The sequence below is a fragment of the Roseibium sp. QJM3NY_11 genome, from assembly GCF_056173175.1.
Map to the genome: position 1 here is coordinate 4,720,485 of NZ_CM149660.1, position 25,066 is coordinate 4,745,550.

At 62.1% G+C, this 25,066-nt stretch carries 26 protein-coding genes; 11 read left to right on the forward strand and 15 right to left on the reverse strand.

What is annotated here, in order from left to right; translation table 11 throughout:
• Nucleotides 1-9 precede the first annotated feature (9 nt).
• The 6 genes from pstA to AC0VX3_RS21665 all read right to left on the reverse strand — a co-directional run bounded on the left by pstA (nt 10) and on the right by AC0VX3_RS21665 (nt 7,580).
• A complete protein-coding gene (gene pstA / locus AC0VX3_RS21640) occupies nt 10-1,359 on the reverse strand; it encodes a phosphate ABC transporter permease PstA (protein WP_475522246.1) in 1,350 nt (449 codons plus the stop codon).
• Nucleotides 1,359-2,831: a phosphate ABC transporter permease subunit PstC gene (pstC, locus tag AC0VX3_RS21645; RefSeq protein ID WP_475522247.1), complete on the reverse strand. Its 1,473-nt coding sequence runs from the start codon at nt 2,829-2,831 to the stop codon at nt 1,359-1,361. Before pstC ends, pstA begins: the two co-directional genes overlap by 1 nt.
• An 86-nt stretch (nt 2,832-2,917) precedes the next feature.
• Entirely contained in the window at nt 2,918-4,003 is a 1,086-nt protein-coding gene (locus AC0VX3_RS21650) for a substrate-binding domain-containing protein (protein ID WP_475522248.1), read from the reverse strand.
• 474 nt (nt 4,004-4,477) lie between these two features.
• Nucleotides 4,478-5,476 (reverse strand): substrate-binding domain-containing protein, encoded by a 999-nt coding sequence (locus tag AC0VX3_RS21655; protein ID WP_475522249.1) that lies wholly within the window; start codon nt 5,474-5,476, stop codon nt 4,478-4,480.
• An 86-nt stretch (nt 5,477-5,562) separates the two neighbouring features.
• On the reverse strand, nt 5,563-6,918 hold the full coding sequence (locus AC0VX3_RS21660) for an ATP-binding protein (protein ID WP_475522250.1): 1,356 nt from the start codon (nt 6,916-6,918) through the stop codon (nt 5,563-5,565).
• A 185-nt stretch (nt 6,919-7,103) separates the two neighbouring features.
• Nucleotides 7,104-7,580, reverse strand: a complete 477-nt coding sequence (locus AC0VX3_RS21665) for an SRPBCC family protein (protein WP_475522251.1) — start codon at nt 7,578-7,580, stop codon at nt 7,104-7,106.
• A gap of 163 nt (nt 7,581-7,743) precedes the next feature.
• Between AC0VX3_RS21665 and AC0VX3_RS21670 the strand changes: the two genes are divergently transcribed.
• Nucleotides 7,744-8,679, forward strand: a complete 936-nt coding sequence (locus AC0VX3_RS21670; RefSeq protein WP_475522252.1) for an MBL fold metallo-hydrolase — start codon at nt 7,744-7,746, stop codon at nt 8,677-8,679.
• A 30-nt stretch (nt 8,680-8,709) separates the two neighbouring features.
• On the opposite strand, the gene AC0VX3_RS21675 is transcribed toward AC0VX3_RS21670, so the two are convergent.
• Entirely contained in the window at nt 8,710-9,699 is a 990-nt protein-coding gene (locus AC0VX3_RS21675) for a DUF1499 domain-containing protein (RefSeq protein WP_475522253.1), read from the reverse strand.
• Between the two features lie 187 nt (nt 9,700-9,886).
• On the opposite strand from AC0VX3_RS21675, the gene AC0VX3_RS21680 reads away from it, so the two are divergent.
• From AC0VX3_RS21680 to AC0VX3_RS21690, 3 genes are all read left to right on the forward strand, one after another.
• Entirely contained in the window at nt 9,887-10,324 is a 438-nt protein-coding gene (locus tag AC0VX3_RS21680; protein ID WP_475522254.1) for a hypothetical protein, read from the forward strand.
• Between the two features lie 307 nt (nt 10,325-10,631).
• Nucleotides 10,632-10,805 carry a hypothetical protein gene (locus tag AC0VX3_RS21685; RefSeq protein ID WP_342894455.1) on the forward strand — a complete coding sequence of 58 codons (174 nt, stop codon included), beginning with the start codon at nt 10,632-10,634 and terminating at the stop codon, nt 10,803-10,805.
• Between the two features lie 178 nt (nt 10,806-10,983).
• Entirely contained in the window at nt 10,984-11,958 is a 975-nt protein-coding gene (locus AC0VX3_RS21690; RefSeq protein ID WP_475522255.1) for a CorA family divalent cation transporter, read from the forward strand.
• Nucleotides 11,959-11,982: 24 nt separating this feature from the next.
• On the opposite strand, the gene pdxH is transcribed toward AC0VX3_RS21690, so the two are convergent.
• Nucleotides 11,983-12,618, reverse strand: coding sequence for a pyridoxamine 5'-phosphate oxidase (gene pdxH, locus AC0VX3_RS21695; RefSeq protein WP_475522256.1), 636 nt, complete (start codon nt 12,616-12,618; stop codon nt 11,983-11,985).
• Between the two features lie 82 nt (nt 12,619-12,700).
• On the opposite strand from pdxH, the gene AC0VX3_RS21700 reads away from it, so the two are divergent.
• Both AC0VX3_RS21700 and AC0VX3_RS21705 read left to right on the forward strand, forming a co-directional pair.
• Nucleotides 12,701-13,168, forward strand: coding sequence for an RT0821/Lpp0805 family surface protein (locus AC0VX3_RS21700; protein WP_475522257.1), 468 nt, complete (start codon nt 12,701-12,703; stop codon nt 13,166-13,168).
• Nucleotides 13,169-13,368: 200 nt separating this feature from the next.
• Entirely contained in the window at nt 13,369-14,373 is a 1,005-nt protein-coding gene (locus AC0VX3_RS21705; RefSeq protein WP_475522258.1) for a DnaJ C-terminal domain-containing protein, read from the forward strand.
• A 72-nt stretch (nt 14,374-14,445) separates the two neighbouring features.
• Here the strand turns inward: AC0VX3_RS21705 and AC0VX3_RS21710 are convergent, their stop codons facing one another.
• Nucleotides 14,446-14,937, reverse strand: coding sequence for an SRPBCC family protein (locus tag AC0VX3_RS21710; RefSeq protein WP_475522259.1), 492 nt, complete (start codon nt 14,935-14,937; stop codon nt 14,446-14,448).
• 11 nt (nt 14,938-14,948) lie between these two features.
• On the reverse strand, nt 14,949-15,302 hold the full coding sequence (locus AC0VX3_RS21715) for an ArsR/SmtB family transcription factor (protein ID WP_475522260.1): 354 nt from the start codon (nt 15,300-15,302) through the stop codon (nt 14,949-14,951).
• A 95-nt stretch (nt 15,303-15,397) separates the two neighbouring features.
• On the opposite strand from AC0VX3_RS21715, the gene AC0VX3_RS21720 reads away from it, so the two are divergent.
• Together AC0VX3_RS21720 and AC0VX3_RS21725 are read left to right on the forward strand one after the other, a co-directional pair.
• Nucleotides 15,398-15,928, forward strand: a complete 531-nt coding sequence (locus AC0VX3_RS21720) for a MarR family winged helix-turn-helix transcriptional regulator (RefSeq protein WP_475522261.1) — start codon at nt 15,398-15,400, stop codon at nt 15,926-15,928.
• A gap of 52 nt (nt 15,929-15,980) precedes the next feature.
• Nucleotides 15,981-16,718 (forward strand): GNAT family N-acetyltransferase, encoded by a 738-nt coding sequence (locus AC0VX3_RS21725; protein WP_475522262.1) that lies wholly within the window; start codon nt 15,981-15,983, stop codon nt 16,716-16,718.
• Here the strand turns inward: AC0VX3_RS21725 and AC0VX3_RS21730 are convergent.
• Together AC0VX3_RS21730 and AC0VX3_RS21735 are read right to left on the reverse strand one after the other, a co-directional pair.
• Nucleotides 16,679-17,203, reverse strand: a complete 525-nt coding sequence (locus AC0VX3_RS21730; protein ID WP_475522263.1) for a ClbS/DfsB family four-helix bundle protein — start codon at nt 17,201-17,203, stop codon at nt 16,679-16,681. The genes AC0VX3_RS21725 and AC0VX3_RS21730 overlap by 40 nt on opposite strands.
• A gap of 77 nt (nt 17,204-17,280) precedes the next feature.
• The gene (locus AC0VX3_RS21735) at nt 17,281-17,898 is read right to left on the reverse strand and encodes an N-acetyltransferase family protein (RefSeq protein ID WP_475525229.1); all 618 of its coding nucleotides are present in this window, start codon (nt 17,896-17,898) and stop codon (nt 17,281-17,283) included.
• A 138-nt stretch (nt 17,899-18,036) separates the two neighbouring features.
• On the opposite strand from AC0VX3_RS21735, the gene AC0VX3_RS21740 reads away from it, so the two are divergent.
• On the forward strand, nt 18,037-18,435 hold the full coding sequence (locus tag AC0VX3_RS21740; protein WP_475522264.1) for a hypothetical protein: 399 nt from the start codon (nt 18,037-18,039) through the stop codon (nt 18,433-18,435).
• 25 nt (nt 18,436-18,460) lie between these two features.
• Here the strand turns inward: AC0VX3_RS21740 and AC0VX3_RS21745 are convergent, their stop codons facing one another.
• Together AC0VX3_RS21745 and AC0VX3_RS21750 are read right to left on the reverse strand one after the other, a co-directional pair.
• Nucleotides 18,461-19,780: an NAD(P)/FAD-dependent oxidoreductase gene (locus tag AC0VX3_RS21745; RefSeq protein ID WP_475522265.1), complete on the reverse strand. Its 1,320-nt coding sequence runs from the start codon at nt 19,778-19,780 to the stop codon at nt 18,461-18,463.
• A 1-nt stretch (nt 19,781) separates the two neighbouring features.
• Entirely contained in the window at nt 19,782-21,107 is a 1,326-nt protein-coding gene (locus AC0VX3_RS21750; RefSeq protein WP_475522266.1) for an NAD(P)/FAD-dependent oxidoreductase, read from the reverse strand.
• Nucleotides 21,108-21,310: 203 nt separating this feature from the next.
• On the opposite strand from AC0VX3_RS21750, the gene AC0VX3_RS21755 reads away from it, so the two are divergent.
• Both AC0VX3_RS21755 and AC0VX3_RS21760 read left to right on the forward strand, forming a co-directional pair.
• Complete coding sequence (locus AC0VX3_RS21755) at nt 21,311-21,541, forward strand: hypothetical protein (protein WP_475522267.1); 231 nt, start codon at nt 21,311-21,313, stop codon at nt 21,539-21,541.
• Nucleotides 21,525-23,990 (forward strand): fatty acid cis/trans isomerase, encoded by a 2,466-nt coding sequence (locus AC0VX3_RS21760; protein WP_475522268.1) that lies wholly within the window; start codon nt 21,525-21,527, stop codon nt 23,988-23,990. The genes AC0VX3_RS21755 and AC0VX3_RS21760 overlap by 17 nt, the downstream gene beginning before the upstream one ends.
• A 10-nt stretch (nt 23,991-24,000) precedes the next feature.
• Here the strand turns inward: AC0VX3_RS21760 and AC0VX3_RS21765 are convergent, their stop codons facing one another.
• Nucleotides 24,001-24,888 carry a LysR substrate-binding domain-containing protein gene (locus AC0VX3_RS21765; RefSeq protein WP_475522269.1) on the reverse strand — a complete coding sequence of 296 codons (888 nt, stop codon included), beginning with the start codon at nt 24,886-24,888 and terminating at the stop codon, nt 24,001-24,003.
• Nucleotides 24,889-25,066 lie beyond the last annotated feature (178 nt).

Consider the following 25,066-nt stretch of genomic DNA (forward strand, 5'->3'; position numbering starts at 1 on the left):
GATCATCCCTTACCAGCGGCGCTCGAACCGGCGGCGCAGGATGACCGCGAGAACGTTCATGGTGAGGAGGAACACCAGAAGCACGATGATTCCACCCCAGGCTTTTTCGTAAAATGCATAGTCGGCGCGCGCGGCCCATGTGTAGATCTGCGCCGGCATTGCCGAGTTCGGATCGGTGAAGCCTGCCACGATACCTTCAGGGTATCCGCGTGCCACGAAGCCGACCATGCCGATCAGCAGCAGCGGTGCCGTTTCACCGAGTGCCTGCGCCAGACCGATGATGGTGCCGGTCAGGATGCCGGGCATGGCCAGAGGCAGGACATGATGAAAGATGGCCTGCATCTTGGACGCCCCAACCCCGAGCGCGGCGTCCCGAATGCTCGGCGGCACCGCTTTCAGCGAAGCCCGGGTCGAGATGATGATCGTCGGCAGGGTCATCAGCGTCAGCACCAGCCCGCCCACAAGCGGTGCGGACTGCGGCAGGTGCATGAACTGGATGAAAACCGCCAGACCCAGAATACCGAACACGATCGAGGGGACGGCCGCCAGGTTGGAAATGTTCACTTCGATCATGTCCGTGAACCTGTTCTGCGGCGCGAATTCCTCCAGGTAGATGGACGCGGCCACACCGATCGGCAGGGACAGGAACAGGACCACCAGCATCATGAAGAACGAGCCGACAACGGACGCGCCGATGCCGGCGCCGCCCGGATTGTCCACGCCCGAATCCGCACCGGTGATGAAGTTCCAGTTGAAGACGTTGGTGATGACACCCGCCTCAACCAGATTGTCGACAAGATCCAGATCGCTCGCCTGCAGGAACCGGCTGTCGGTCATGTTCTCGCGTGTCACGCGGCCGTTGATGTAACCGTCGACCCTGGACGAGGCTGCAAGTTCAAATGCCACCGGCGCGCCCAGCTTGTCCGGGTTGGCCTGGAAGTATCCGCGAATGGTTCCGCCCGGCTTGCCGACGATCCGCTCGATGGCGGCCGCGTCGAAGGGAACATCCACACCGCGCTCCTCGAGCTGGCCCTGCAGCGCGCCGACAAAGATCTGCTCGTAGGCCTTGGTCTTGAAGAGTTGCGACTCCGCAGCGTCGAACTGTTCCTGGGACAGGGAGAAACTGACCTTTACCACGGTCTTGGTGAAAGCCGGCAGGCCCTCGGAAATGATCGACGCCGCCAGGACGACGAGAAAGAACAGGCCGATTGCGATCGCGCCGATGCCGTAGGCCTTGAACCGGGTCTCGGACGCATTGCGCCGGCGCGTCAGATCATCAAGCGCATAGAGCGATTTCGATTTGACCGGTGCATCGGAAGACGCCCCGGACGTCAAGGGAGGAAGGTTTGTGTCGGTCATCAGTCATACTGCTCCCGGTACTTGCGCACGATGTAAAGCGCAACAATGTTGAGACCCAGGGTCACTACGAAGAGTGTCATGCCCAGGGCGAATGCGACCAGCGCAACCGGTGACGCGAAGTCGGCATCGCCTGTCAGCTGACTGACGATCTTGGCGGTCACCGTGGTCATGGCTTCGAAGGGATTGAGGCTCAGGCGCGCAGCCGCACCGGCCCCGAGCACCACGATCATGGTTTCACCGATCGCGCGGGACGCGGCCAGCAGAATGGCACCGACAATGCCGGGCAAGGCGGCGGGAAGGATGACCTTCTTGACGGTTTCGGACTTGGTGGCCCCCAATCCGTAGGAGCCGTCGCGCATGGCCTGCGGCACCGCGTTGATGATGTCGTCGGACAGGGAACTCACGAACGGGATCAGCATGACCCCCATCACCAGACCGGCCGTCATGACCGCCGTTCCCGCCTTCATGATGCCAAGACCACCGTCGCCGAAGACCGACAGCAGCATGGGACCGACAGTCAGGAGGGCGAACAGGCCGTAGACGATGGTCGGGATGCCCGCGAGTATTTCAAGCAGCGGCTTGGCAACGGCGCGCACTTTCGGGCCCGCATATTCGGACAGGTAGACCGCCGCGAACAGGCCGATCGGGACGGCCACGGCAAGCGCCACGATGGAGATGTAGAAGGTGCCCCAGAGCAGCGGCAGGATGCCCAGTTCGGATGAACCACCGCGGCCGGAGAAGCTCGGCGACCAGGTCAGGCCGAAGAAGAAGTCCATTGCCGGATACAGCCGGAAGAACTCCACCGTGTTGAAGACCAGCGACAGAACGATGCCGAGCGTCGTGAGAACGGCGATCAGGGCGGCGGAGAAGAGAGCGACCCGTATGCCCTTTTCGACGGTGTTGCGCGCCCTGAAATCCACGTTGGTCTCGCGCAGGGCCAAAAGAGCCCCGGCGATGGCAGCCAGAATGACGACGATCGACATGATCAGGTTGCCGGTCGAGACCACGACCCGGTAAGCCTGCGCGGCGCGCATCACCGGCTGGGTGATCTGGGAGGTGACGATCTGGCCGGCATCCTTGAGCCGGGCCGTGATGTCATTGAAATCGGCCCGCGCGTTGCGCGCGAAGTCCTCGGTCATCTGACCGGAGGCGACCACATTGTCCAGTCCCTGCGCAGCACGCCGGACCTCCGCCATCACGAGGCCGAGGGAGGATCCTTCGCTGATCGCCGATTGCGGGATCATGCCGGAAATTCTGCTGTCGACGTAGAACGGCTGGGCAAGCAGCCAGACAATAAGAATGAGAAATGCCGGCACGGCGGCTTTCATAGCCACGTTCGAACCGTAGTAGGAAGGCAGAGAATGCAGCAGCCGCATGTCGCCACCGGCGCTGGCCAAGGCACGCGCGCGCCCAACTACGTAGCCAACCAGCGCGATGGCGAGCACGATCACAATGAGCCAGAACAAGGACATTGGGTCCCCCGAAAGAATGAAAATGTCCGGAAATGAAAAAAGGGGCGGCGCGTGGTGCCGCCCCTCGATAACGAGCCGGGGCTCGATTACTTCATGGTTTCTTCAGCAGCGATGGCAGCCTGGGTAGCAGCCAGCTCCGGATCGGCAACGAGGCCGTACTGAGCCAGCGGGCCGCTCGGGCCGGCAATTTCGTCAGCGATGAAGAACTGAGCGTATTCCTTCAGGCCCGGGATGACGCCGATGTGTGCCTTCTTGACGTAGAAGAACAGCGGACGCGAAACCGGGTACTCACCGGTGGAGATGGTTTCGGTGGACGGAGCCACGTCGCCCATGGTCGCAACCTTCAGCTTGTCGGTGTTGTTCTCGTAGAACGCGAGACCGAAGATGCCGATGCCGTTCGGGTTGGAGTCGATGCGCGCCAGGGTCTCGGTGTAGTCGCCGTCGATGTCGGTGGACTTGCCGTCCGCACGCACGTCGATGCAAGCGTCTTCAGCGTCGTCCTCGGACATGCCGCTGTCGAGCATGGCCTGCAGGGCGCCGGTTGCTTCACAGCCAACAGCCAGAACTTTTTCTTCGAACACTTCACGGGTGCCGTGCTTGGTGCCCGGGATGAACGCGGCGATACCAACGTCCGGCAGATCGGCGTTGAACTCGGCCCAGTTGTTGTACGGGTTCTCGACGATTTTGCCATCCTTCAGGACCTTGGAACCAAGGGCGTTGAAGATGTCAGCCGGCTGGAAGGCGGTGAAAGCAGGGCCGCTCTGCTGGGAAGCGAAAACGATGCCATCGTAACCGATGCGGACTTCGATGATGTCCTTAACACCTGCTTCGGCACAGGCCTTGATTTCTTTCTCGCGGATCTTGCGGGAAGCGTTTGCAACGTCGATGGTGTTTTCACCAACGCCTTCACAGAAGCGCTTCAGACCAGCGGAAGATCCACCGGATTCAACGACCGGTGTCGGGAAGTCGGTGTTTTCACCAAAGGCTTCTGCAACGATCGAGGCGTACGGCAGAACGGTCGAGGAACCGGCAACCTGAACCTGATCGCGAGCCTGTGCGGCGCCAACGAATGCAGTGGAAGCAACGGCCAGGGCAGTTGCGCTAACGAGGGTTGTAAATTTCACTTGACCACTCCCTTTGAATGTCAAGGTTTCTAGAAGATCGACGCCCATGATTATGCGCGAGCGATGCCGGGAACCTAGGCTCCGTCGATGAGAGTTCTATGACGGTTTCTTTTCAGTTTTATGACAATTTAACTTTCTGATTTCATTGACGCTTTTGCCCCACTTGAAAGTTTTATGTCATGACGGGAGGCAGAATGCGACACCCGCAGCAGAGTCGGTACGGCCCGGGAGCAGGCGCGGCACTGCCTCGCGTGCGAAGCGGTCTGGATATGGCGTCACACGCCGACATCGATGCGCCAGTTCAAAGCCCTTTGTCCTGCCGCCTGCATGATCACTTTGTTTGCCGGCTCATTTTATGCCGTGGAGTGTTGATCATGACTCTTCTGGCCGCGTTTGCAGGGCTTTTGGCCGGCCGCGTGTCGAAGTGCGATGCGGTGTGTCGGACAAGGCACGCAACGCACCTTTCCGGCAGAGGGACACGGGGCCCTCGAATGCGTGATGATCAACACTCTCTGGTTTTCCCTACAAGTGCAGCTCCGCAAGCGCACGGGCCTCTTCAGCCTGATGCAGACGCGCATCGACGGCAAGCGGGATAAGCCCCCTGGCAGCGAGATAACCGTCATCGCCCCAGGCCTCTTCACTGGTGAACGCCGCCACATAGTCCTCAATTCCGGGGACCAGGCCGACGTGCTCTTTCTTGATGTAGAAATACAACGGCCTGGACAGCGGGTATTTGCCGGATGCTATGTTCTCGAAGCTCGGATCGACTTCGTTCACTCCGACGCTCTGGATCTGGTCCGAATTCTTCGCCAGAAAGGAATAGCCGAAAATTCCGACTGTGACCGGGTTCGCCGTCAGCGCTCCGACGATCAGATCGTCGTTCTCGCCTGCCTCGACGAAGCTGCCGTCGTGCCGGATGCGGGTGCACAGATCCGCTTCCAGGCCGCCGACGATCTCGCAGCCCTCCTCCATCGCAAGTTCCTCGAAAGCATCACGCGTGCCCGAGGTCGGCGGCGGCCCGAGAACCTCGATTTTCTCGGCCGGAAGCGATGCATCGATGTCCGACCAGAACAGGTTCGGATTGTTTTCAATGACGCCGTCCCGCGGCAGCTTCTCGGCAAGGGCCTCAAAGATCTGTTCAAGGGTGAGGGCGAATTTCGGCCCTTCCCTCGAATTGGCCAGCACGATGCCGTCATATCCGATGACGACCTCGACGGGCGTGACCCCGTTGGCCCTGCAGTTTTCGAATTCGGACGGTTTCATCCGCCTCGAGGCGTTGGTTATATCGGGCGTACCGACACCCGCCCCCTCGCAGAACAGGTCAAAACCGCCGCCCGTGCCGGTCGATTCGACAATCGGGAATTTCATGCCGTCTGCGCCGACTTTTTCCGCGACGGCCGTCGCGAACGGAAAGACGGTGGAAGAGCCGACAATGAGAAGTCGGTCGCGCGCTTCCGCCGACCAGGAGGTCAGACAGACAAGACCTCCGAGAATTGCGCGGGCAGCCAGATACTTCGGCACTTCACTTCTCCTAGGCGTTCGGACGAATTGGAAATGCTTCGCATATCAACGTCCGGTCTCAGGAATACGACAACCGGCGCCTCAGATCAGACTGAGGTCTGGTCCGGAATTCCGGCCGCGTTTTCGATGGCCGGCAGTGTTACCTTGAATGTCGCGCCCTTGCCGGGCTCGCTTTCCACTTCAAGCCGGCCACGGTGACGCGTGAGAATGTGCTTGACGATCGCTAGGCCCAGGCCCGTCCCCTTCATGGCACGGCTGGATTCAACGTCCACCCGGTAAAAGCGTTCGGTCAGGCGCGGAAGATGCTCCGGCGGTATGCCTTCACCGTAATCGCGCACGGAGAGCTGCCAGGCACGCTCTTCCGGATCGCCCGAAGGCGCGCTCAGCCCGATATCGACAAACTTGCCCCGGTGCCCGTATTTCAGCGCGTTCTCGATCAGGTTCTCCGTCACCTGAATGAGTTCGTCCCGGTCCCCCTTGATCCTTGCCGGCACGTTCTGGATCTCGACACGGATGTCGACACCCAGGTCCGCCGCGACAGGGGACATGGCATCGGCGGTGTGACGGATGATTTCGGATAGGTCCACCAGACCCGCCGGACGCACATGCGCCTTCAGTTCGATCCGCGACAGCGACAGGATGTCGTCGATCAGGCGGCGCATGCGGCCGGCCTGATCCAGCATGATCGCCAGAAACCTGTCCTGGGCCTCGGGATCGTTGCGCGCGGGTCCCTGAAGGGTCTCGATGAACCCGGTCAGCGACGCCAGCGGCGTACGCAGTTCGTGGCTGGCATTGGCCACGAAATCCGTGCGCATGCGCTCCAGCCGCCGGTTTTCGGTCTGATCCTGAATGACGACGAGAATGAAGTCCGGAAGGCCCGGACCGCGGTCCTGTCCGGCGCTCCCGGGCATGTATATCGGCGCGATATGCGCCTCGTACCAGGTTTCCGTCGGAACTTTCTCGATCCAGTTGATCCGTTCCGCCTCGCCGGTGGTGCACACGCGGTCGAAAGCCTCCAGAAGGGAGGGAGCTCTCAGGGAAAAGGACAGCGGATCACCGGGCTTCACGCCTTCATACGCCGCATGCGCCTGCTTGTTGACATAGCGGGTGATCCCCCGCCCGTCCGCGACGATACAGGGCGTCGGCAGCGCATCCACGGTCAGCTTCATGCCCGTGCCCGGCCACATCCGCCGGATTTCCCGTTGCGCATTCAGCTTGACCCTGCGGCTCGATGCCCGGCGCGGGACGAGGCCCGTGACGACACCCAGAACGGCCATCATCACCAGCACGGCAGAAAACGGAACACCATAAAAGGCAACTGCGACCATCGCGGCACAGAAGACCGTGATCAGAATCCACCGTGCTTCGCCGAGCCTTGTCAGGGGGGAAGCGATCGGCCGGGGCTCGGCGGGCTCCTCGAGTATCGTAGGGGTCTTTGTCATGGATACTTGTGTGAATTTTGCGGGCGGTTTGCACCGTGGACTTCCGGTACTATTTCGACGCCTCAGCAATTACGCAAGGTCGAAACAGGGTGGCCGAAGCGTTTTCGAACACCCGAAGTAGCATGGTAAGCATGTCATCCAAGCGACAGGCCGAAGTTTTTCAAGCGCGCTTTCGCAATCAGGCGTCAGCGCAACCGATCGCCTTGTGCCGCTTTTTCCAGATTGTCCATGATCCGCGGCCAACCGCCGGGTTCGCACATGCGGCCGAGATAATCCGCACCTTCCTCACCATGCCTGAGAAACTCGGTATGGACGATTTCCAGACGGGTCACCGGTCCCGCCTCCCGGAAATTGAACATGACCCTGCTTGCAGTGGCAGGGTCTGCGATTTCCTCTCCGTGCAGCGTCACCTGCCAGGCAAGCCGGACATAAAGGGGAGGTTCGATGGAAAGCACGGTTCCCCAGACGCGACGGCCGTTTTCGTCGGTCTCGGAGCACCTCCCGCCGGCAAACGGTTCAATCGCGGCTTCGCTCCCGGCAATGCCGGCGTCCCTGAACGGGGTCGACCACCAGAGGTCGGGCCGATCGACGACGAGCGCGAATGCCTGGTCCCGCGGCAGAGCCAGCAGGAGGTCGAAACGGCATTCGGTATCTTGCGTCATGTCCTCATCGCCAAGCTTGGGGCCGAGACCCGGAAATCCGATTGAAACTGCACCACACTGTTCCACAACTTGCCCCGGATTGGCAAAGTTCTGCTTTCCTATCCGACACAAACGTCAGATACATGACGCGGACGCCAGAACACGAGGGCACGGACCCGCCGGCATGAAACACGATCGCGATTTTGAACCGAACTATGGCGATGCCACGGAAGTGGTACCGGGAATCCGGCGCCTCACCGCGGACAATTCCGGACCTTTCACCTTTTACGGCACCAACACCTATCTGCTCGGCACCCGGCGGCTGGTGTGTGTTGATCCGGGCCCGGCCTCACCGGCTCATGTCGATGCGATCCTCAGGGCGGCAGCCGGAGCGACCATCGAAGCCATTCTGGTCAGCCATACCCATGTCGATCACTCGCCCGGCGCCCGCTTGCTGAAGGCGCAAACCGGCGCGCCCATCGTCGGATGCGGACCGCACAGGCCGGCACGCGCCCTCGCCCGCAATGAAGTCAATCCGCTCGACGCCAGCGGCGACAAGGACCATGTGCCCGACAGAATGCTCATCGACGGCGAGCTGTTCCAGACGCCCGAACTGGCGCTGGAGACGGTCGCCACCCCCGGACACACGGCCAATCACCTGTGCTTTGCCGTGTGCGGCGCACCCGTTCTGCTGTCGGCGGACCATGTCATGGGCTGGTCGACGTCCGTGGTCGCCCCTCCCGACGGAAGCATGCGCGACTATATGGCGTCCATCGACAAGCTGCTGGGCCGGACGGAGCATACCTATCTGCCCGGGCACGGCGGCATCATACGCGATGCCCTGCCCTATGTGCGGAACCTCAGGCGCCACCGGCTTGCCCGGGAGAATGCCATTCTCGCGCAGCTTGACCAGAGGGAGAAATCCATCCCCGAGCTGGTCGGCGCGCTCTACGCGGAGATCGACCCCGCCCTGCACCCGGCCGCGGCAATGTCGGTGTTCGCCCACCTGGAAGACCTCGCCGAAAGAAAGCGTGTCATCGCGCAGCCCGGACTGGCCCTGGATGCGACCTACCGCCTGGAGCGGTCGGTTGAAAGCGACCAGAATGTCCGACCGGATTGAGACCGGACGGGCGATGGCACAGGACCGTGTCTAGCCTTCCAGATCGGTCAGGTCCGTCCCGTCGGGCGCAGGCGTATCGTCCTCTTCGACATAGGGCTTGAAGCCCGGCAGCGGGATCGTATCGCGCAGCTCTTCGTCCGGCTCCGGCTGGAGTTCTTCTTCCACCACCGTCTCGTCGACGGCCAGGCGGGCCAGATCGCCGTAGGTGTCCAGAAGCACCCTGTCGATTTCGGCAAAGACGTTGCGGATATGGTCCGGGTTGCCGGAAATGTCGTTCAGCGGGGTGCGCGAGCGGGCGCGCACATCCAGCAGGGCGCCCACCGGATCGGGACGGATCCGCAGCGTGACATCATGCTTGAGACCGAGAATCCGGGAGGTGCCTTCCGCCTGAAGGCGGGTGGGCGCATCAAGCAGGTCGGGCGGCAGTTCGTCCACCACTTTCCAGTTCAGGGTGTCGAGCGCCTTGGCCCCGGCCGCATGCAACTGCGCCGTCGAAATGCGGTACCGCCGCGAAACGATGTCGGGAAACCGCTGTTGCGTTCCGCCGTCCGGCGCCGCGGCGCTGCCGGACCAGCGCGCCACCGACGGCCAGACATGCTGCTGCACGGCATCGTCGAACCAGCCGAGAAAGGGTTGTTCGGCGGCAAGGGACTGGGCGTTCACCTCAGGGGGCTCCAGACGATCCGTCGACAGGTCCTGTGTGCCTGGCCGCAGGACCAGCATTGCGACCACAAGCGCCGGCGGCCCGAGGGCGAGCAAGCCGAAAATCGTGCCGGTCAATGCGGCCGGCACGCCCCGCCCGCCATGGATCCAGATCCGGTTGCAGGCATGCAACGCCAGCACGAGAGCGGCAAACGCAATGACCGCCGACACGACAAGCGACAGAACGAACACATCCGCGTCGATCACCCCGAAGCGCATCGCCAGGAACGCGGTCAGGGCCAGCGCCAGGCCGGCGGCCCCCAGCTTGCGGCTGGCCGGCGCCGATGCGGTTCGATAGACGGCGTAGCGCTTCATCATATCCCATCTTGCAATGCCCGCTCACGGGCGGCGGCAGCAACAGGTAGCGTCATGATTGTTTGTGCCTTTCCGGACGAATTGTCAAAATTGAACTTCACTTCCGTCCCACACACAGCATAATTATTCTTTGGAGAAGCCAGGATCCGTTCCGGCGGGCGGCAAGGATCAGTCAAATTCGGGGTGGGGAATGACCGGACCAGGTTCCCGTCATCCGGCAGACGGGCAAGGCAACCGGAAGCGCAGCGAGCAGACCGCTGCGGGGCCGCTGCCGGCGGCGGTGATCCGCCCGGGATACTTCAACATCTGCTTGTGCAATGTCCTGGTCCTGACCGGGCTGCTGGTCCCGGCCGCCCTGGTGTTTGCCGTTCGCTTCGCGGAAACGGACGGACGCTGGCTGCAGGCGCACTATCATTACATTCGCACGACCATCGCGCTGCTGGCGATCGGCAGCAGTCTCGGCGGACTGATGATCCTGCTGGGAGCGCCGCTGTCTTCCTATCTGATGCTCGCAGGCCTGGGGCTGATCGCCGCGACCATTCTCCTGTGCATCGCGCGCTGCGTGACCGGGTTCACGTGCAGCCTGCGCGGCGTTTCGTTGCGCGATCACAGGACTTACCTGGTCTGACCCGGGGCCCGTTGCCGCCCGTGTTGTGACAGCTGTTCAGGTCCGGCCTGTCATAGTGTTAACAAAACCTTGCCGATTTACTTCAATTCCACTGTGGATTCGTTACATCCTGTTATGGTTTTTGACTGGCCGAAACGGATCAGCAGGCGCATGCTGCCCTTGTCCGGAACAAAACCGGCCGCGAAGGCATGTTGCCTTCCGATTGCCGCATCCGGACATGACATGCACGCGGCCCGCTCGCACGCGATCTGCTCCACAGAGGGCGACGACAAGCGCATGGGCCGAGAAAAATAAACGGACCTGACCAATGTCTGAGCAAACTTCCCATCACACGCAGTTCCTGGCCCAATTTCATGCCAAGTCCCAGGCCAAGGCCGCCGATGCGCAACTGGTAAACCTCTACAAGCCGGTCGGCATCGCCGCGATCAACGCCGTGGCCTTGTGCCGGAAACCTGAGGCATTGCCGAAAAAAGGCAAATAGACGCCCGGTTCGACACCGCGAGCCCGTCGACGCACCTGTCGGGAGCCCTTCCCGGCGCTTCAAGGTGTGGGGCGCATTCGCTCGAGTGTTGCTGAATCCGGACCTCTTGGGCAAACTGCCGCCAACCCAAGACACACCAGCGTGTGTCGACGAATTGAGCGTGCGGAGATTTGCTCAAATGATCATTGCCTATTGTCCCACAGTCAACGGCCTGGAACGGGTCGAACTGGCGCCCGGGGCCGCCCTGCCGACAACTTCCGTGTGGGTCGACCTTTTCGCGCCGACCCACGAGGAACAAAAGGCGGCCGAAAAGCTGATGGGCGCAGAGATCCCGACGCGGGATGAAATCACCTCGATCGAGACGTCCGAACGTCTTTATCTCGAACCGGGCGCGGTCGTCATGACCGCCCAGTTGCCGATTGTCACCCAGATGATCGACCCAGCGGTGTCATCCGTGACTTTCGTCGTGAATGCCAAGCGTCTCGTGACCGTGCGCTATGGAGAGCCGCGGTCCATCACCCTTCTTTCAAAGAAGATCCAGATGGACGGCAGCATCGCCCATATCGGGCCCGCGGTTCTGGTCGCGTTGCTTGACATCATCGTGGACCGGTGCGCCGACGAAATGGAAAGTGCCTCGTCCCAGTATGACGCGCTTGCCGTCGAGGTTTTCGGCGTCGGTCTCAACACCCGCAAGACGGACAGCTACCAGGTCGCCATCAAGAGGCTCGGTCAAATCGGATTGCACGTGTCGAAGATGCATGACGTGTGCTCGAGCCTCGCGCGCATGCTTCTCTACATCGGCACCCATGCCAAGCGTCTCGGTCTCAACGACGATCAGATCGCCGATTGCACCATGTTCGGCCGGGACATCCATTCCATCAAGGAACACGGCGACGCGCTCGACAACAAGCTGACGTTTCTGCTGGACGCCACGGTGGGGCTGGTCACGCTCGAACAGAACCAGATTTCCAAGATCTTCACCGTGCTGGGCCTGGTTTTCCTTCCGCCCACACTGATCGCATCGATCTACGGAATGAACTTCGACAACATGCCGGAACTGCGCTGGCAGCAGGGTTTCGAGTTCTCCATCGGCCTCATGCTGGTGTCGGTGGTCGTGACATTCCTGTTTTTCCGATGGAAACGCCTGCTGTAATCTCCAGCGCCGACCGATCCGCGATCACGGATAGAGCCGCTCTTTCGACCAGGGCTGGTCAGACGAGGACCGGTTGAACTGCAGCCGGTCATGCAGACGGAACGGCCGGTCGTGCCAGAATTCGATCGACGCCGGCTCCAACCGCAGTCCTGACCAGTGGTCGGGCCGGGGAATGTCGCTTATGCCGAATTTCGCGGTGTATCTGGCGACTTCCTTTTCCAACGCGAACCGGCTTTCCAGCGGACGGGACTGTTTCGAGGCCCAGGCCCCGATGCGGCTGCCGCGCGGCCGGCTCTGGTAATACGCGTCCGCTTCCTCACCGGATACCTGCAGGACTGCGCCCCGGATCCGGACCTGCCGGCGCAGGGATTTCCAGTGAAAACACATGGCCGCCTTGCCGGAGGAGAGCAGCTCTCGGCCCTTGGCGCTTTCAAGATTGGTGTAAAAGGTGAAGCCGCGCTCGTCGAAGCCCTTCAGCAGCACCATGCGCACATTGGGCAGGCCGTCCGGATCCACGGTCGCCAGAGAAAGCGCGTTGGGATCGTTCGGCTCCGAGGCTCTGGCATCCTCAAGCCATTCAGAGAAAAGATCAAACGGGTTCTCAACCCCGGAGAAGTCACCTTTTGTTAACTCTTCATGCGGATCTTTAAGGTCTGTCATCGGGAACCTGTCGAAGGAGTCGGCAGCCATTCGGAACGGCATGAAACAAGCCGCTGCCAAGGGCTGTCTCAAAGTATATCGCATGCGTTCATATACTGTCGGGCACACCAAGATCCAATATTTTGTGGCCGTTGTCATGGTGCTTGGCGCCGGGCTGGCCGGTTGCGGCCAGATGTCCATGCCAATGGGCAGCAACAACGTCGATACGCCCACGCTGCTGACCGGCTCCATCGCGTCTTCCACCAACGTCGCCCATTCCGACATCAGCGAAGAGGACCGGCAGATCATTGCCGGGAACATCGACGCCATCGGGCCGGACCTTGACGCGGGCCGCGCTCCGGAAGGTCTCACGCTGCCCTGGCTGAATGCGGTCAGCGGCAATTCCGGCACGCTGACCAGCATTGACACCGCCGCGCTGACATCCACCGGATGCGTGGGTTTCAAGACCACGGCGAACACCATCGCCGGCATCAAGCTCTATCAGGGTACGGCCTGCCGGGACGTGACCCGGAAATTCGCGGTTGTCACCCTCACCGTCGCCGACGCTTGAACACTCGGAAAAACACGTTAAAACCAGATGGTCCTTGTGACGGCGCCGGAGGTCTGGAATTTTCCGTCCTCCAACCCGATATAAGGTGAAAGTCCGGTCGAGACTGGCCCCCTTCCATCCCGATTCCCGCAGGGCAACCCGCCGGGAACGGATCTGCGCGGGCCGCTCTGCCGGAAAATCTTGGAAACCTGGTGAATCGAATGCGTGATCCCTACAGCGTTCTCGGTGTGGCGAAATCCGCCAGCGAGGGCGATATAAAAAAGGCCTTTCGGAAACTGGCCAAAAAATACCATCCGGATCAGAACAAGGATGACCCGACGGCACAGAAGAATTTCGCCGAGGCCAACCAGGCCTACGAAATTGTTGGCGACAAGGAAAAACGCGCCAAGTTCGACCGCGGCGAAATCGACGCGGAAGGCAAGCAGCGGTTTCATGCCGGCGGTTTTGAAGGCTTTACCGGCCAGGAGGATTTCGGCACAGCGGGTCAAACACGCGGCTTTCGGGCCGGAGGCGGCGGTGCTGCCGGCGCAGGCGGTTTCGACGACATATTGAACGATATCTTCGGCAGTTTCGGCGGCGGCGGCGGCCGGGCGCGCGGTTCGGCCGGTGGCGGTTTTGCCGGCGCAGGCACAGCGGGCGCCGGTGCGCGCGCCAGGACAGCGCCGAAGAGCAAGGGCAGCAACGCGGAGATCATTGCGCGCGTGTCGCTGGAGGATATCGTCAATTCCGGCAAGACCCAGGTCACATTGCCGAGCGGCAAGACCGTGAATGTCACCCTGCCCAAAGGGGTCGTGGAAGGCGAGAAGATCCGGCTCAAGGGCCAGGGCCATCCGGGTGCCAATGGCGGGGCCGCCGGCGACGCCCTGGTGGAAATCCGCTTCAAGCCGCACAAGTTGTTCGAGGTCAAGGGCTCGGACCTGATCCTGAACCTGCCGCTGACACTCTATGAGGCGGTGCTCGGCGCCAAGGTGCGCACGCCCACCCTGTCCGGCGCGGTCAACCTGACCATTCCCGCCAATGCCTCCAGCGGCAAGACCATGCGCCTCAAGGGCAAGGGCCTGCCGACCAAGACCGGCGGCCACGGCGATCTGCTGGTCAGGCTGGAAATCGTCATGCCGCCTCATGGCGACGACGAACTCGACACGCTGATGAAGGCCTGGAAGGAAATCACCCCCTACCGGGCACGCGGGCCGGAATTCGACTAGGTATTCGATCCCGGCAAGCTGAGGGCCGCCCCAGGGCGACCCTTTTTTGCTCAAACCCGATTTTCCCTGGACCTACGCCTGCAGTTCCGCGAGCAGGTCTTCCAGCATGTCCATACCCTTGCCCCAGCCCTTGTCCAGTCCGCCGATTGCCCCGGTGAAACAGGCGATTTCGGCGTCACTTGCCTCATGAGGTGTCCAGACCAGCCGGACGTCCGTGCGGTCACCGTCCGCGACAAATGTCACGATTGTCAGCAAGACGCGCGGCCAGTCGGGCATCATCGCATTGGTCGTGACGTGCCAGTCGGCGTCCGCGACCGAATGCAGCCAGACCAGTTTTTCCGGCGGAAGGACTTCCGTGTATTCGACCCTCTGGTAGTGAGACCCGCCGCCCATTTTCATTTCGTTGAGCCAAAGGCCTCCGGGCCGAACATCCAGCTTGTGAATGATTGTCTCAACACCCGGGCCATACCAGCGTGCCAGCAGATCCGGCTCCGTCCAGCTTCTCCAGACAAGATCTCGCGGTGCGTTGAAACGTCTTTCAAGTATGAATTCCGGCAAGGACACTTTTCCACTCCCTAAAGGTCTGCGTTTTTCAATTCTTCCAGAAGATCGTCGAGTTGATCGAAGCTTGACGACCAGAAGCGTTTGAACTCCTCAAGCCAGGCGATGGCATCCTTCATCGGCGCGGCGTTCAGCCGGGCGGGTCTGCGCTGCCGGTCCGACCCACGCGTGATCAGACCCGCCTTTTCCAGCACTTTCAGGTGCTTCGAAATCGCCGGCTGGCTGATTTCGAAAGGTTCCGCGAGTTCGTTCACCGACGCCTCCCCGGCTGCGAGCCGCAACAGGATCGCCCTGCGCGTCGGATCGGAAAGTGCCGAAAAGACACCATCGAGATTTACCTGCGCGCTTTCATAACCAACCTGTTCCATAACTATTTGATTATATCTTTTCTCATATCGATACAAGTTTTTCTTGCCCAGTCCCACATCAATTTATATAACTTGTTATGTAAAAAGGATTCAATATGACTGAAGACGTCGTCCGAACGCTTGGCTTCGCAACGCTTGGCAGCCGGCTGAAGCGGATCGGGGAAAAACTGCAGGCGCAGACACAGGATCTTGCGGTGGAACTGGCCGGCACCGATCTGCCGACGCCGCATAACCCGGTTCTGGCGGCACTCGACCGTCATGGCTCCTCAAGCATCGGCGATCTGGCCAGGGCGCTCGGACAAAGCCAGCCGGGCGTCACCAGGATGATCAACAAGATGAAGGCAGACGGGCTGGTGGAAGTGTTTCCCAGCGCAGCCGACCGCCGGGTCAGCACCGTCGCGCTGACAGGGAAAGGATGTCGGCTCGTGGAGCATCTCAAGGCAACGCTCTGGCCGGCGGTCAGCTTCGCCGTCGCCGATGCCTGTGCCGGACTTGATGGATCGCTGCTCGACCAACTGGACAGGCTGGAAGACGCGCTGACGCAAAAGACGTTGAGTGTGCGTCAGGCCGGGCGGGAGGTGCCCGACTGGGCCAGCCTGGCGCCGACCAGGAAGGAAAGATCATGATGAAACGGCCGGACCGGCTCTCTCCTCATGACGCATTCAAGGATGTCGACCTATGACTGTTTCAAGCAGGGACCGGCTTTTGAACCGGGTGGTGTGGTCCGCCCTGACGAGCCGACAGCAAACGTTTGTGCAAGGCGGACCGCTCGCCCGCCGGTTCGACCCCGCCGTGTCGCCGTTCGCCGCAACGAAAGACAATTCCCCCGAAGCCCTTGAGGAATTGGCCGGCCTGATCCGTCCCGGCGACGATCAGGTCTATCTGCTTCAGGCGGACGCGATCGAGCTGCCCGATGCGCTTGAAGCCGAGATCACCGCCGACGGTGTGCTGATGAGCGAAGTTGCCCCGGCATCAGCGCCGGAAGAGACCGAAGACATCGTCCGGCTCGGCGAAGCCGACATTGCTGACATGGTTGCCCTTGCCGAGTTGACCAAGCCCGGACCATTCACCGCCCGCACGCCGGAACTGGGGTCCTTCTGGGGCGTGAAGATCGATGGCCGGCTTGCGGCGATGGCGGGAACCCGGCTGAATCTGACCGGTTTCACGGAGGTCAGCGGCATCTGCACGCATCCGGACTTTCGCGGGAGTGGGCTTGCCTCCATGCTTTCCCGCCATGTCGCCGGTGAGATCCGCAGCCGGAGCGATACGCCGTTCCTGCATGCCTATGCGGACAATCACGGCGCCATCGCCCTTTACCGCAAGCTCGGATTCGAGATCCGGCAGGAAGTGAATGTCGCGGTCGTGCGCCGCAAGCCTCAAGCGCCCGAGATCCCCTCGGGCTGCGCGGCGTCGTAGGCCCTGATGCGCTGGCGCAGGTATTTCCCGGCCGACCGGTAGTGGCTGGGGCCAGCGGCTTCAGCCCACCGGCCCGGGGTCCAGTCATTGTTCGCGCCCATCATCGGGGCGCCATAAAGCTGTTCGTCGGAAAGGCTCTCGATGAATGCCAGCAGTTCCGCGTGGTTGCCGTCCAGAAGCGACCCGGCGTCCTGCCACGACAATCCGGCCTGTTTTCGCCTCAGATCGGAGTTGTAACGCTTCAGCTGGTTCCACTTGTAGCCTTCTGCCGGGAAGAACACGTCCCGGCCTTGCTGCCCGTCCCGATACCATCCCAGGAACAGTTCGATCCAGTGTGCCCTGTGGCCGACGATGTCCCTGGCCGAGATGCCGTCTCCGTCCTTTTCGAGGCGCTGCATGGCCGGGAACCGCTCCAGAATCTCCTGAAGTTTCCTGTATTCCGAGACCGTTGCATGGAGCAGTTCGAGCTTCGTTTTTGCCGGCATCGCATCCTCCTGTCAGCTTCCGTCAGAATGCCCTGGAGCGGGCACACCTGCCTTGACACAGGACAATGAACTGCCCGCTAGACTGCCCGGCCACACCAGACCGTGCCGCGGGAGCCGCTGGTCAGATCCGTTCTGACAGGCTTGAACCCACGGGCTTTCCAGAAAGCCAGGCCCGCCTCGTTGGCCGCGCCGACACCGGCGTGAACCGCATGCATTCCCGTACGCCGGGCCCGGTCCAGCCAGGCCCCGAGCAACCGGGTACCGGCCCCCCTGCCTTGCGCCCGCGCCAGAAGGTTCATGTGAATATGAGCGGGAAAGGTTCCGACAATGTCGTCCGGAACCCTTGTGGGATGGTGGAACGACCAGATCCGCCGTTCGTCCGCCGTCCAGCCGGACCGCTCACCTGCCGGCTCACGATAGCGCGCGCGCAGGCCAGGCCACCAGTCGCGCTCAAGGCGGGCTTCGAACGCGCGCGTGTCGGCTGCTCCAACCGCATAGCCGAGCACACCGGCGTGGTCCTCGGCAACCAGGGCAAGGTCCGGTGCGAGTGACAGATACGGCGCCGCATAGATCTGGCCGATCAGATCTGCGTCACGATACAGAGCCGTCGCATCCCTGCCGGCATCGCCGGTCTTCAGACAGATGCGGCAGAGCGCCTCACGATCCCTGTGTTCTCCCGGACGGATCGTCACGATATCACTCATGCTCGCTCGCTTTTCAATTCGGTTTGCCCGCCTCGGTCGCTCGCGAAAGCCCGCCTATGGACACGGACGGCTTGAGGTATCGAGGCCGGTCATTTAGGAAGGCCCTGACAGACATTACAGGAGCAGACCATGCGTATTTTACTGAGTTTTTTGGTTTTGTTGTTCGTTTCTTCTCTCGCCCACGCCGAAACCGTCCGCCGGACGGTCCCCGCCAACAAGACCTCGGGCGTCGGCTCCCATGCCACCTACAATCGGTCGCAATGTGTGGCGCTGGCCATCCCCAGGATGAAGGTCTCGAAAGAACCGAAAAACGGCACCGTCAGCTTCAAGCAGGTCTCCTTCAAGCTGAGCAAGGATGCCGGGCGTTGCGCGGGACGACGGGTGAACGGTGTTGCCGTCTACTACAAGCCCAATCGGGGCTTTCGCGGAAAGGACGATTTCAAGGTCCGGTTCACGATGGACATGTACACCGCCGGATCGGCCAAGATCCGCAATGTCGTCGACAGATACATCATCGAAGTGAAGTGATCCCCCGGTCTCCTGCAAGATCGATTCAGCGGTCCTGCCAGCCGAACCACCAATAGGCGCCCTGAAGATACAGCTTGCGCAGCGCCGCAAGCGGGAACTTCCTGAACGGAGACCGCACCGGCGCCGGCAGATCCCGCGGCTGCACCTTGCCGGTGATCAGACCGGCGACCTTTTCTCCGGAGATCGATGCCAGCGCGACCCCGCTGCCGTGCCAGCCCATGGCCGCGTAGATGCCGTCCATTCCGGGAACCTCACCGACAAACGGGGTCAGCGCTCTCGTCAGGCACACATGCCCGTGCCAGCTGTAATCCGGTTCAATCCCGGCCCAGGCGGGGAACATCGCCTTGAACTCGGACCCCGCACGTTGGTGCATGGCGGCAAGCGCGGGCGCGTTTTCAAAAATGCCGCCGCGCGTGCCGAACAGGAACCGCCGGTCCGGCAACAGCCGGAAGTAGTGCAGCAGGTTCCGCGTATCCGCGGCCATCGTATCTGCCGTCCAGCCCTGCGCGGACAGTTCCGCATCGGTCAGCGGCCGTGTCACCTGGACCGATGACATCACGGGCAGCGTGCGTCCATGCAGCCATTTTGGAACATTTCCCGCATAACCGTTGCCCGCGAGAACGACCTTGCGGCTGCGGACGAAACCGTGCCGGGTTTCCAGCAGCCAGCGCTCTCCCTTCCGGGTCATGCCGGTCACCGCCGATTTACCGAAGATCTTGCCGCCCGCCTTGCGCAATTGGTCCGCCAGGGCCAGCAGATAAGTCATCGGGTTGAGCGCGAAGCCGTAGGGCATATGCAGTCCGCCGTGAAACCCGGGTCCGCCATAGCCTTCCGTGTCCAGATCCGCCTTGGTCAGCAGTCTGGCCCGGATCCCGAAATTTTCCTTCAGAAAGGCAGCATGCGCCTGAAGCGCCGTCACCTCCCGTGGCCGGTGAGCCAGGTAGATCTCGCCTTCGGAATGACGGTCGGCACGCACGCCCCAGCTGTCGAGCCGGTGCGCGACCAGGTTTATGCCGGCCACCTGGTAGGCGACGAACCTGCGGGTTTCCTCAAGACCGAATTTCCGGATCAACTGGCGCTCGTCGAGCTTGGTGCCGCCGAGACAACAGAAGCCGGCGTTTCGCCCGGACGCGCCATAGCCGACGTGCTCGGCCTCCAGCACACAGACGGAGACGCCCGTCTGCGCCAGCTTGAGAGCCGCGCTCAACCCCGCGAAACCGGCTCCGATGACGGCAACGTCGAACACGGCATTGCCGATCAGTTGCCGGTCCAGTTTCGGCGGTGCGGCGCCTGCCTCCCAATAGCTGCCGATCGTGCGGCGCATGTCCGAAGAGGTCTGCAGCATTCTAGATCCCGAGCCTGTCGCGAAGCGAGAACCACGTCATGGCCAGGACCAGCAGCGGAAACCGCAATCGGTCCCCTCCCGGAAAGGCCGGTATGTCCAGTTTCTCGAAAACCTCGAAGCGGCTCGCCGTGCCCGCGACCGCCTCGGCAAGGATATGCCCGCCCAGTGTCGCCATGGCGACACCATGGCCGGAATATCCGGTGGCGGTCAGAATGTTGGCCGCCGGCCTGGCGAAGTAGGGCATGCGCCTGGGCGTGATCGCCAGCGTGCCGCCCCAGCCGTAGTCGATGGCGGCATCGGCGAGCTGCGGGAAGATCTCCAGCATGGGCCCGCGCACGAACGCCTTGATGTCCTGCGGAAAGCGGTAGCCGTAGGTCTCGCCGCCGCCGAACAGGAGGCGCCTGTCGGCAGACAGGCGGAAATAGTTGATGACGAACTTGCTGTCCGCGACGGCCACGTTGTTGCGGATGATGCCGCGCGCCTCGTCCTCCGAGAACGGCTCGGTCGCCACGATGAAGTTGTTGATCGGCATGACATGGGCCGCCGTCTGCCGCTCAAGCCTGCCGAGATAGCCGTTGCAGGCCAGGATCAGATGATCGGCGCGGACCTCGCCGTGATCGGTTTTCACCGTTATGCGTCCCGTGCCCTCGCCCTCAATGCCGGTGACCCTGGTGTCCTCGAACAGTCCGGCGCCGGCCGCCTCCGCCGCACGGCCGAGACCCAGCGCGTAATTGAGCGGATGAAGATGGCCCGCTCCCATGTCCAGAGAGCCGCCGTGATAACGCGGACTGCCGACCTGGCCACCGATCTCGTCGCCGTCGACAAAGCGGATGTCCTCGTAGCCGTAGACGAGCCTGAGGTGCTCGACATAGTCCCTGCTCTCTTCCACGAAACTCTTGCGGTGATCCGCATGCAGGATCCCGGGCGTGTAGTCGCAGGCAATGCCGTGTTTGGCGATCAGGCTTCTGACAAGGGCCTTGGAGTCTTCGGCCAGACCCCACAACAGCTTCGCATGGGACAGGCCGTGCCGCTGTTCCAGGACCGTCTGCTCCATCCGCTGACCGGACCCGACCTGACCGCCGTTGCGGCCGGACGCGCCCCAGCCGATCCGGTTGGCCTCCAGCAGAACGACATCCAGCCCTTTCTCGGCCAGATGCAGCGCGGCGGACAGTCCGGTATAGCCGCCGCCGACGACGCAGACGCCGCAACTGCGCGGCCCGTCGAGCGGTGGATGGGCGGTGGTCCGGTTTGCCGTAGCGGCATAATAGGACGGGGCGTGCTGACCGGGTGTGTCATTCGCTGTCAGAAGATCTAACGCAGTCAGCATGTCAGAACACCGGCCCCTTTTTCCTTGTCAATTCCCACGGTCCGAACAAGGGCATTACAATCCCTTGTTCAGCGACCGGATTCAAGGTGTAATCAGGCTTTGGCGGGCAAGTTTCGCGTGGATTCGCAAGCTCTTGAGACTGTCGTAGCGTCAGCTTTCGACGTGCTGCCCGCCCCCTGAAGACGTGCAAGGAAGGCAATTTCGTGTTTGGACCCGTTGAACACCCCTGGTTCGATCCACTCTGGCGCAGGATCGTACTCGTCGCCGTTTGCGCGCTCTGGACCGGTGTCGAACTTGCGTTTGAAAACACGACCTGGTTCTACATCATGACCGCGATCACCGCCTATGCGGCCTGGTCCTATCTCTACGCCTACAAGGGACCGGATGATCCAAGCCGCGAAACCCGGTCCCCGTCGGATGACAATCAGGGCTAGTTCCGCCCTGGCGCGCTGCGCCGGCCTGCCCGCGGCGTGTGGACTGAAGCACGTCCGCATGCTGCCGGCCCGGTTGCCGGCCCTGTCTCTGGTCATGTCGCTGGCCCGGTCGCTGACCTTGTGGACCGCGCTGTCGATGTCGCTCTTGATGGCCCCGGGCTGGTCTGCAGCGGCGCAACAGGCACAGCCATCCGCACGCCAGGCGTCTTCCGTTCAGGATGTCCTCGCCAGGCGCTGCGTTGTCTGTCACGGCTGCTTCGATGCGCCCTGTCAGTTGAAGCTGTCCTCGCCGGACGGCTGGGCACGCGGGGCCAGCAAGCAGAAGGTCTACGATTCCGCCCGTCTGGATGACGCTCCCATGACGCGGCTCGGCATCGATGCCAGGACCGTTCGTGACTGGCGGCAGAAAGGCTTTTTCGCCGTAACCGACACGTCCGACGGCATGTCTGTTCTGGAACAGTTGCTCCGGGCCGGGCGCAAGACCTCCTTCGAACTTGGAGCGCCCCTCCCGGACGGCCTCGACATTTCGCCGTTGCGGAAAAACACCTGCGCGATGCCCGGAGAGACCCGGGACTACCTGAAGGACCACCCGCAAGGCGGCATGCCCTTCGCCATGGCCCCCTTGCCGGACGAGGACTACAGGCAGCTTATCGACTGGGCTGCCGACGGTGCGCCCGCCCCGCCGACGAGCGCAGATCCGCCGGAAGATGCCGCGCGCCAGCGCATCGCCGTGGAAGACTACCTGAACCAGAAGGACCTGCGGTCCAGACTGGTGGCCCGCTATATCTTCGAACACCTGTTTCTGGGGCATCTGCATCTCGAGGGCGACGACCCGCGCAGATTCTTTCGCCTGATCCGATCGAGAACGGGCCCCGGGGATGCGCCGGATGAAATCGCTTCTCGCAGGCCCTTCGACGATCCCGGCGGGGCGTTTCACTACCGTCTTGTTCCGGTGGAGGGTGTCCTCCTGCACAAGGAACATATCGTCTACCGGATCGGACCGGACCGGCTGGCCCGGTACCGCGAACTGTTCCAGGACGCCGACTGGGACCTTGACGCCCTGCCCCCCTATTCCACCGCCGCCGGCGGCAACCCGCTGTCCACGTTCAGCGCAATCCCGGCCCGCAGCCGGTACCGGTTCCTGCTGGACGACGGGCTCTACTTCGTTCGCTCGTTCATACGCGGGCCGGTCTGCTACGGCAAAGTGGCGGTGAACGTAATCGAGGACAGGTTCTGGGTCTCCTTTCTCGATCCGGAGGCAGACCTGTCGGTGACCGATCCCGCGTTTCTCAAGGCGGCGATCCCGATCCTGGAATTGCCGGTCGCCCGGACGGACGGCACGATCAGCGAACGTCTGGAAGGCTTTCTGCGGCTCGGTCCGGTCAAATACCAGGACTTCCGGCAATCCGGATATGCGCGCAAGTACGAGGCGGAGGGCGGCCCCGGTTACGCCGATATCTGGGACGGCGACGGCAGCAACACCGATGCCCGGCTCACCGTCTACCGCAATTTCACCTCCGCATCGGTTGTCTCCGGGTTCATCGGCTCGGTGCCGGAAACGGCCTGGGTGATCGATTTTCCGCTGTTCGAGCGGATCTATTACAATCTGGTCGCCGGCTTCGACGTTTTCGGCAATATCGAGCACCAGTTGACGACACGGATCTACATGGACAGCCTGCGCCGGGAAGGCGAACGGATCTTTCTGTCCTTCCTGCCTCCGGACCTGCGGATGCCTCTCCACGACAGCTGGTACCGCGGACCGCTGGTCAGTCTTGTGAACCAATGGGCGGCGAGCCCGCTGGACAACCGGTCGCCGACCGCCATCGCCTTTCAGACCACGCATCCGAAGCGGGAGTTCCTGACCCGCCTGCTGCAGATCGCTCCCCGCCTCTGGCCACAGACCGATCCGATCAACCGGTGCAGCGGCGCGGATTGCGCGTCGCCGGATACGGCTGCCGGACAGCTTCCGCCCCTCACTGCAAAGCCCGCGCCCTTTGCCAAATATATGCCCGACATCGCGTTGCTTCTGGTGGAAGCGGACGATCATGATGCGGTTTTCACGCTGGTGCATGACAAGGCACACAGCAATGTCGCGTTCATTTTCAATGAGGACCTGCGCCGGGAGCCGGACAACGACACCCTGACGATCGTCCCCGGCCAGCTCAGCAGCTACCCGAATTTCATGTTCAAGGTGGCCGAGGCACGGGTGACGGACTTTGCCGACGCGGTCACAAAGATGAGATCTCGGCAAGACTATATCTCCCTGGTGGCGGAATACGGGATCCGCCGGTCGGACGTCCGGTTCTGGTCAACCTATGACCGGGTCCAGGCGGCGCTGAACGCCCAGAACGATGTGGAGGCCGGATTGCTGGATCTCAACCGCTACCGCGACCCCAAGGCGCTCGATCCGCTCGAGAGCCTGTTCGGTTTTTCCTTCTCGCCCGACTGACCGACCGGGGTCACGCACCGCCCAATGCGCGGATCATCCAGTCGCAGAAGACCTGGGCGTCGGCGCCCAGCGCCTCGCGGGGACCATCCGTGACAAGATAATAGCTGTGCCGGCTCTTCAGCCTTCTGTTGCAGGACCGGATCAGGCGGCCGCTGTCGAGATAGGGCCGGGCCAGCGTTTCCAGAACGAGGGCGTGACCGTGCCCGAGCGCGGCCAGCTCCAGAGCGGACAGCGTCTGGTCGACCTGCAGGCCGTTGCGGTCCGGGACCGGGTGAGAGAAGGCCCTGAAGAAGCTCTCCCAGGTGTCGATCACACCCATGATGTCGAGGCGCGGCGCCTCCGCGAGCGCCTCGACGTCACGCGTGGCCCGGTCAAGGGCAAGATCGGGGTGACAGACCGCAATGACCGGATCATTCCGCAGAAACTCGACAGCGCCATCGGACCACGTTCCGTCACCGAAGCGGATATCGATGTCGAACAGTTCCGGGCTGAGCGTTTCCGCCCATGAGGCGGAGATCATCTGCAGATCGACCCCCGGACATGCCGCCTGAAACGCCTTCATCCGCGGGATCATCCACAATTGGCCGAAACTGTTGAGGCAGCGGAAACGGACAGGCTTCTGTTGGCGTTCCCCGAAGACCGAGACGGTCGCGATCGACAGATCCGAAAAGGCCTTCGCCACCGTCGGCAGATAGGTCTGGCCAAGCCGCGTCAGGACCAGCTCCCGGTGCACCCGCTCAAACAGCGGATAGCCGAGCTGCTGTTCGAGTTGCCGGACCTGGTAGCTGACGGCGGCCGGCGTGATCAGCAGCTCTTCCGCCGCCCGCGTGAAATTGCCGAGCCGGGCGGAGGCCTCGAAGGACCGCAACCACGACAGCGGCGGCAGGTTATAAGCCATCCCGACGAACTCCCTGATGTTCGGATATCGAGATCATTTGTGTCATCAATATAAACTAACCGTTCAAAGACAAATATTTCCTTCAAAATTTTTCGATGCTTTACCAAATTTTTTTTCGTTTCAAATTTCCAGTCCCGTCTTTCAAACTCTGCCGGACAGTCACTACGGCGCTACGCAC

What these genes read in the sequence shown, in the direction of transcription:
- pstA (WP_475522246.1), bottom strand. Translation starts at nt 1,359, where the DNA reads ATGACCGACACAAACCTTCCTCCCTTGACGTCCGGGGCGTCTTCCGAT.
- pstC (WP_475522247.1), bottom strand. Translation starts at nt 2,831, where the DNA reads ATGTCCTTGTTCTGGCTCATTGTGATCGTGCTCGCCATCGCGCTGGTT.
- AC0VX3_RS21650 (WP_475522248.1), bottom strand. Translation starts at nt 4,003, where the DNA reads ATGGGCGTCGATCTTCTAGAAACCTTGACATTCAAAGGGAGTGGTCAA.
- AC0VX3_RS21660 (WP_475522250.1), bottom strand. Translation starts at nt 6,918, where the DNA reads ATGACAAAGACCCCTACGATACTCGAGGAGCCCGCCGAGCCCCGGCCG.
- AC0VX3_RS21665 (WP_475522251.1), bottom strand. Translation starts at nt 7,580, where the DNA reads ATGACGCAAGATACCGAATGCCGTTTCGACCTCCTGCTGGCTCTGCCG.
- AC0VX3_RS21670 (WP_475522252.1), top strand. Translation starts at nt 7,744, where the DNA reads ATGAAACACGATCGCGATTTTGAACCGAACTATGGCGATGCCACGGAA.
- AC0VX3_RS21675 (WP_475522253.1), bottom strand. Translation starts at nt 9,699, where the DNA reads ATGATGAAGCGCTACGCCGTCTATCGAACCGCATCGGCGCCGGCCAGC.
- AC0VX3_RS21680 (WP_475522254.1), top strand. Translation starts at nt 9,887, where the DNA reads ATGACCGGACCAGGTTCCCGTCATCCGGCAGACGGGCAAGGCAACCGG.
- AC0VX3_RS21685 (WP_342894455.1), top strand. Translation starts at nt 10,632, where the DNA reads ATGTCTGAGCAAACTTCCCATCACACGCAGTTCCTGGCCCAATTTCAT.
- AC0VX3_RS21690 (WP_475522255.1), top strand. Translation starts at nt 10,984, where the DNA reads ATGATCATTGCCTATTGTCCCACAGTCAACGGCCTGGAACGGGTCGAA.
- pdxH (WP_475522256.1), bottom strand. Translation starts at nt 12,618, where the DNA reads ATGACAGACCTTAAAGATCCGCATGAAGAGTTAACAAAAGGTGACTTC.
- AC0VX3_RS21700 (WP_475522257.1), top strand. Translation starts at nt 12,701, where the DNA reads ATGCGTTCATATACTGTCGGGCACACCAAGATCCAATATTTTGTGGCC.
- AC0VX3_RS21705 (WP_475522258.1), top strand. Translation starts at nt 13,369, where the DNA reads ATGCGTGATCCCTACAGCGTTCTCGGTGTGGCGAAATCCGCCAGCGAG.
- AC0VX3_RS21715 (WP_475522260.1), bottom strand. Translation starts at nt 15,302, where the DNA reads ATGGAACAGGTTGGTTATGAAAGCGCGCAGGTAAATCTCGATGGTGTC.
- AC0VX3_RS21720 (WP_475522261.1), top strand. Translation starts at nt 15,398, where the DNA reads ATGACTGAAGACGTCGTCCGAACGCTTGGCTTCGCAACGCTTGGCAGC.
- AC0VX3_RS21725 (WP_475522262.1), top strand. Translation starts at nt 15,981, where the DNA reads ATGACTGTTTCAAGCAGGGACCGGCTTTTGAACCGGGTGGTGTGGTCC.
- AC0VX3_RS21730 (WP_475522263.1), bottom strand. Translation starts at nt 17,203, where the DNA reads ATGCCGGCAAAAACGAAGCTCGAACTGCTCCATGCAACGGTCTCGGAA.
- AC0VX3_RS21740 (WP_475522264.1), top strand. Translation starts at nt 18,037, where the DNA reads ATGCGTATTTTACTGAGTTTTTTGGTTTTGTTGTTCGTTTCTTCTCTC.
- AC0VX3_RS21745 (WP_475522265.1), bottom strand. Translation starts at nt 19,780, where the DNA reads ATGCTGCAGACCTCTTCGGACATGCGCCGCACGATCGGCAGCTATTGG.
- AC0VX3_RS21750 (WP_475522266.1), bottom strand. Translation starts at nt 21,107, where the DNA reads ATGCTGACTGCGTTAGATCTTCTGACAGCGAATGACACACCCGGTCAG.
- AC0VX3_RS21760 (WP_475522268.1), top strand. Translation starts at nt 21,525, where the DNA reads ATGACAATCAGGGCTAGTTCCGCCCTGGCGCGCTGCGCCGGCCTGCCC.
- AC0VX3_RS21765 (WP_475522269.1), bottom strand. Translation starts at nt 24,888, where the DNA reads ATGGCTTATAACCTGCCGCCGCTGTCGTGGTTGCGGTCCTTCGAGGCC.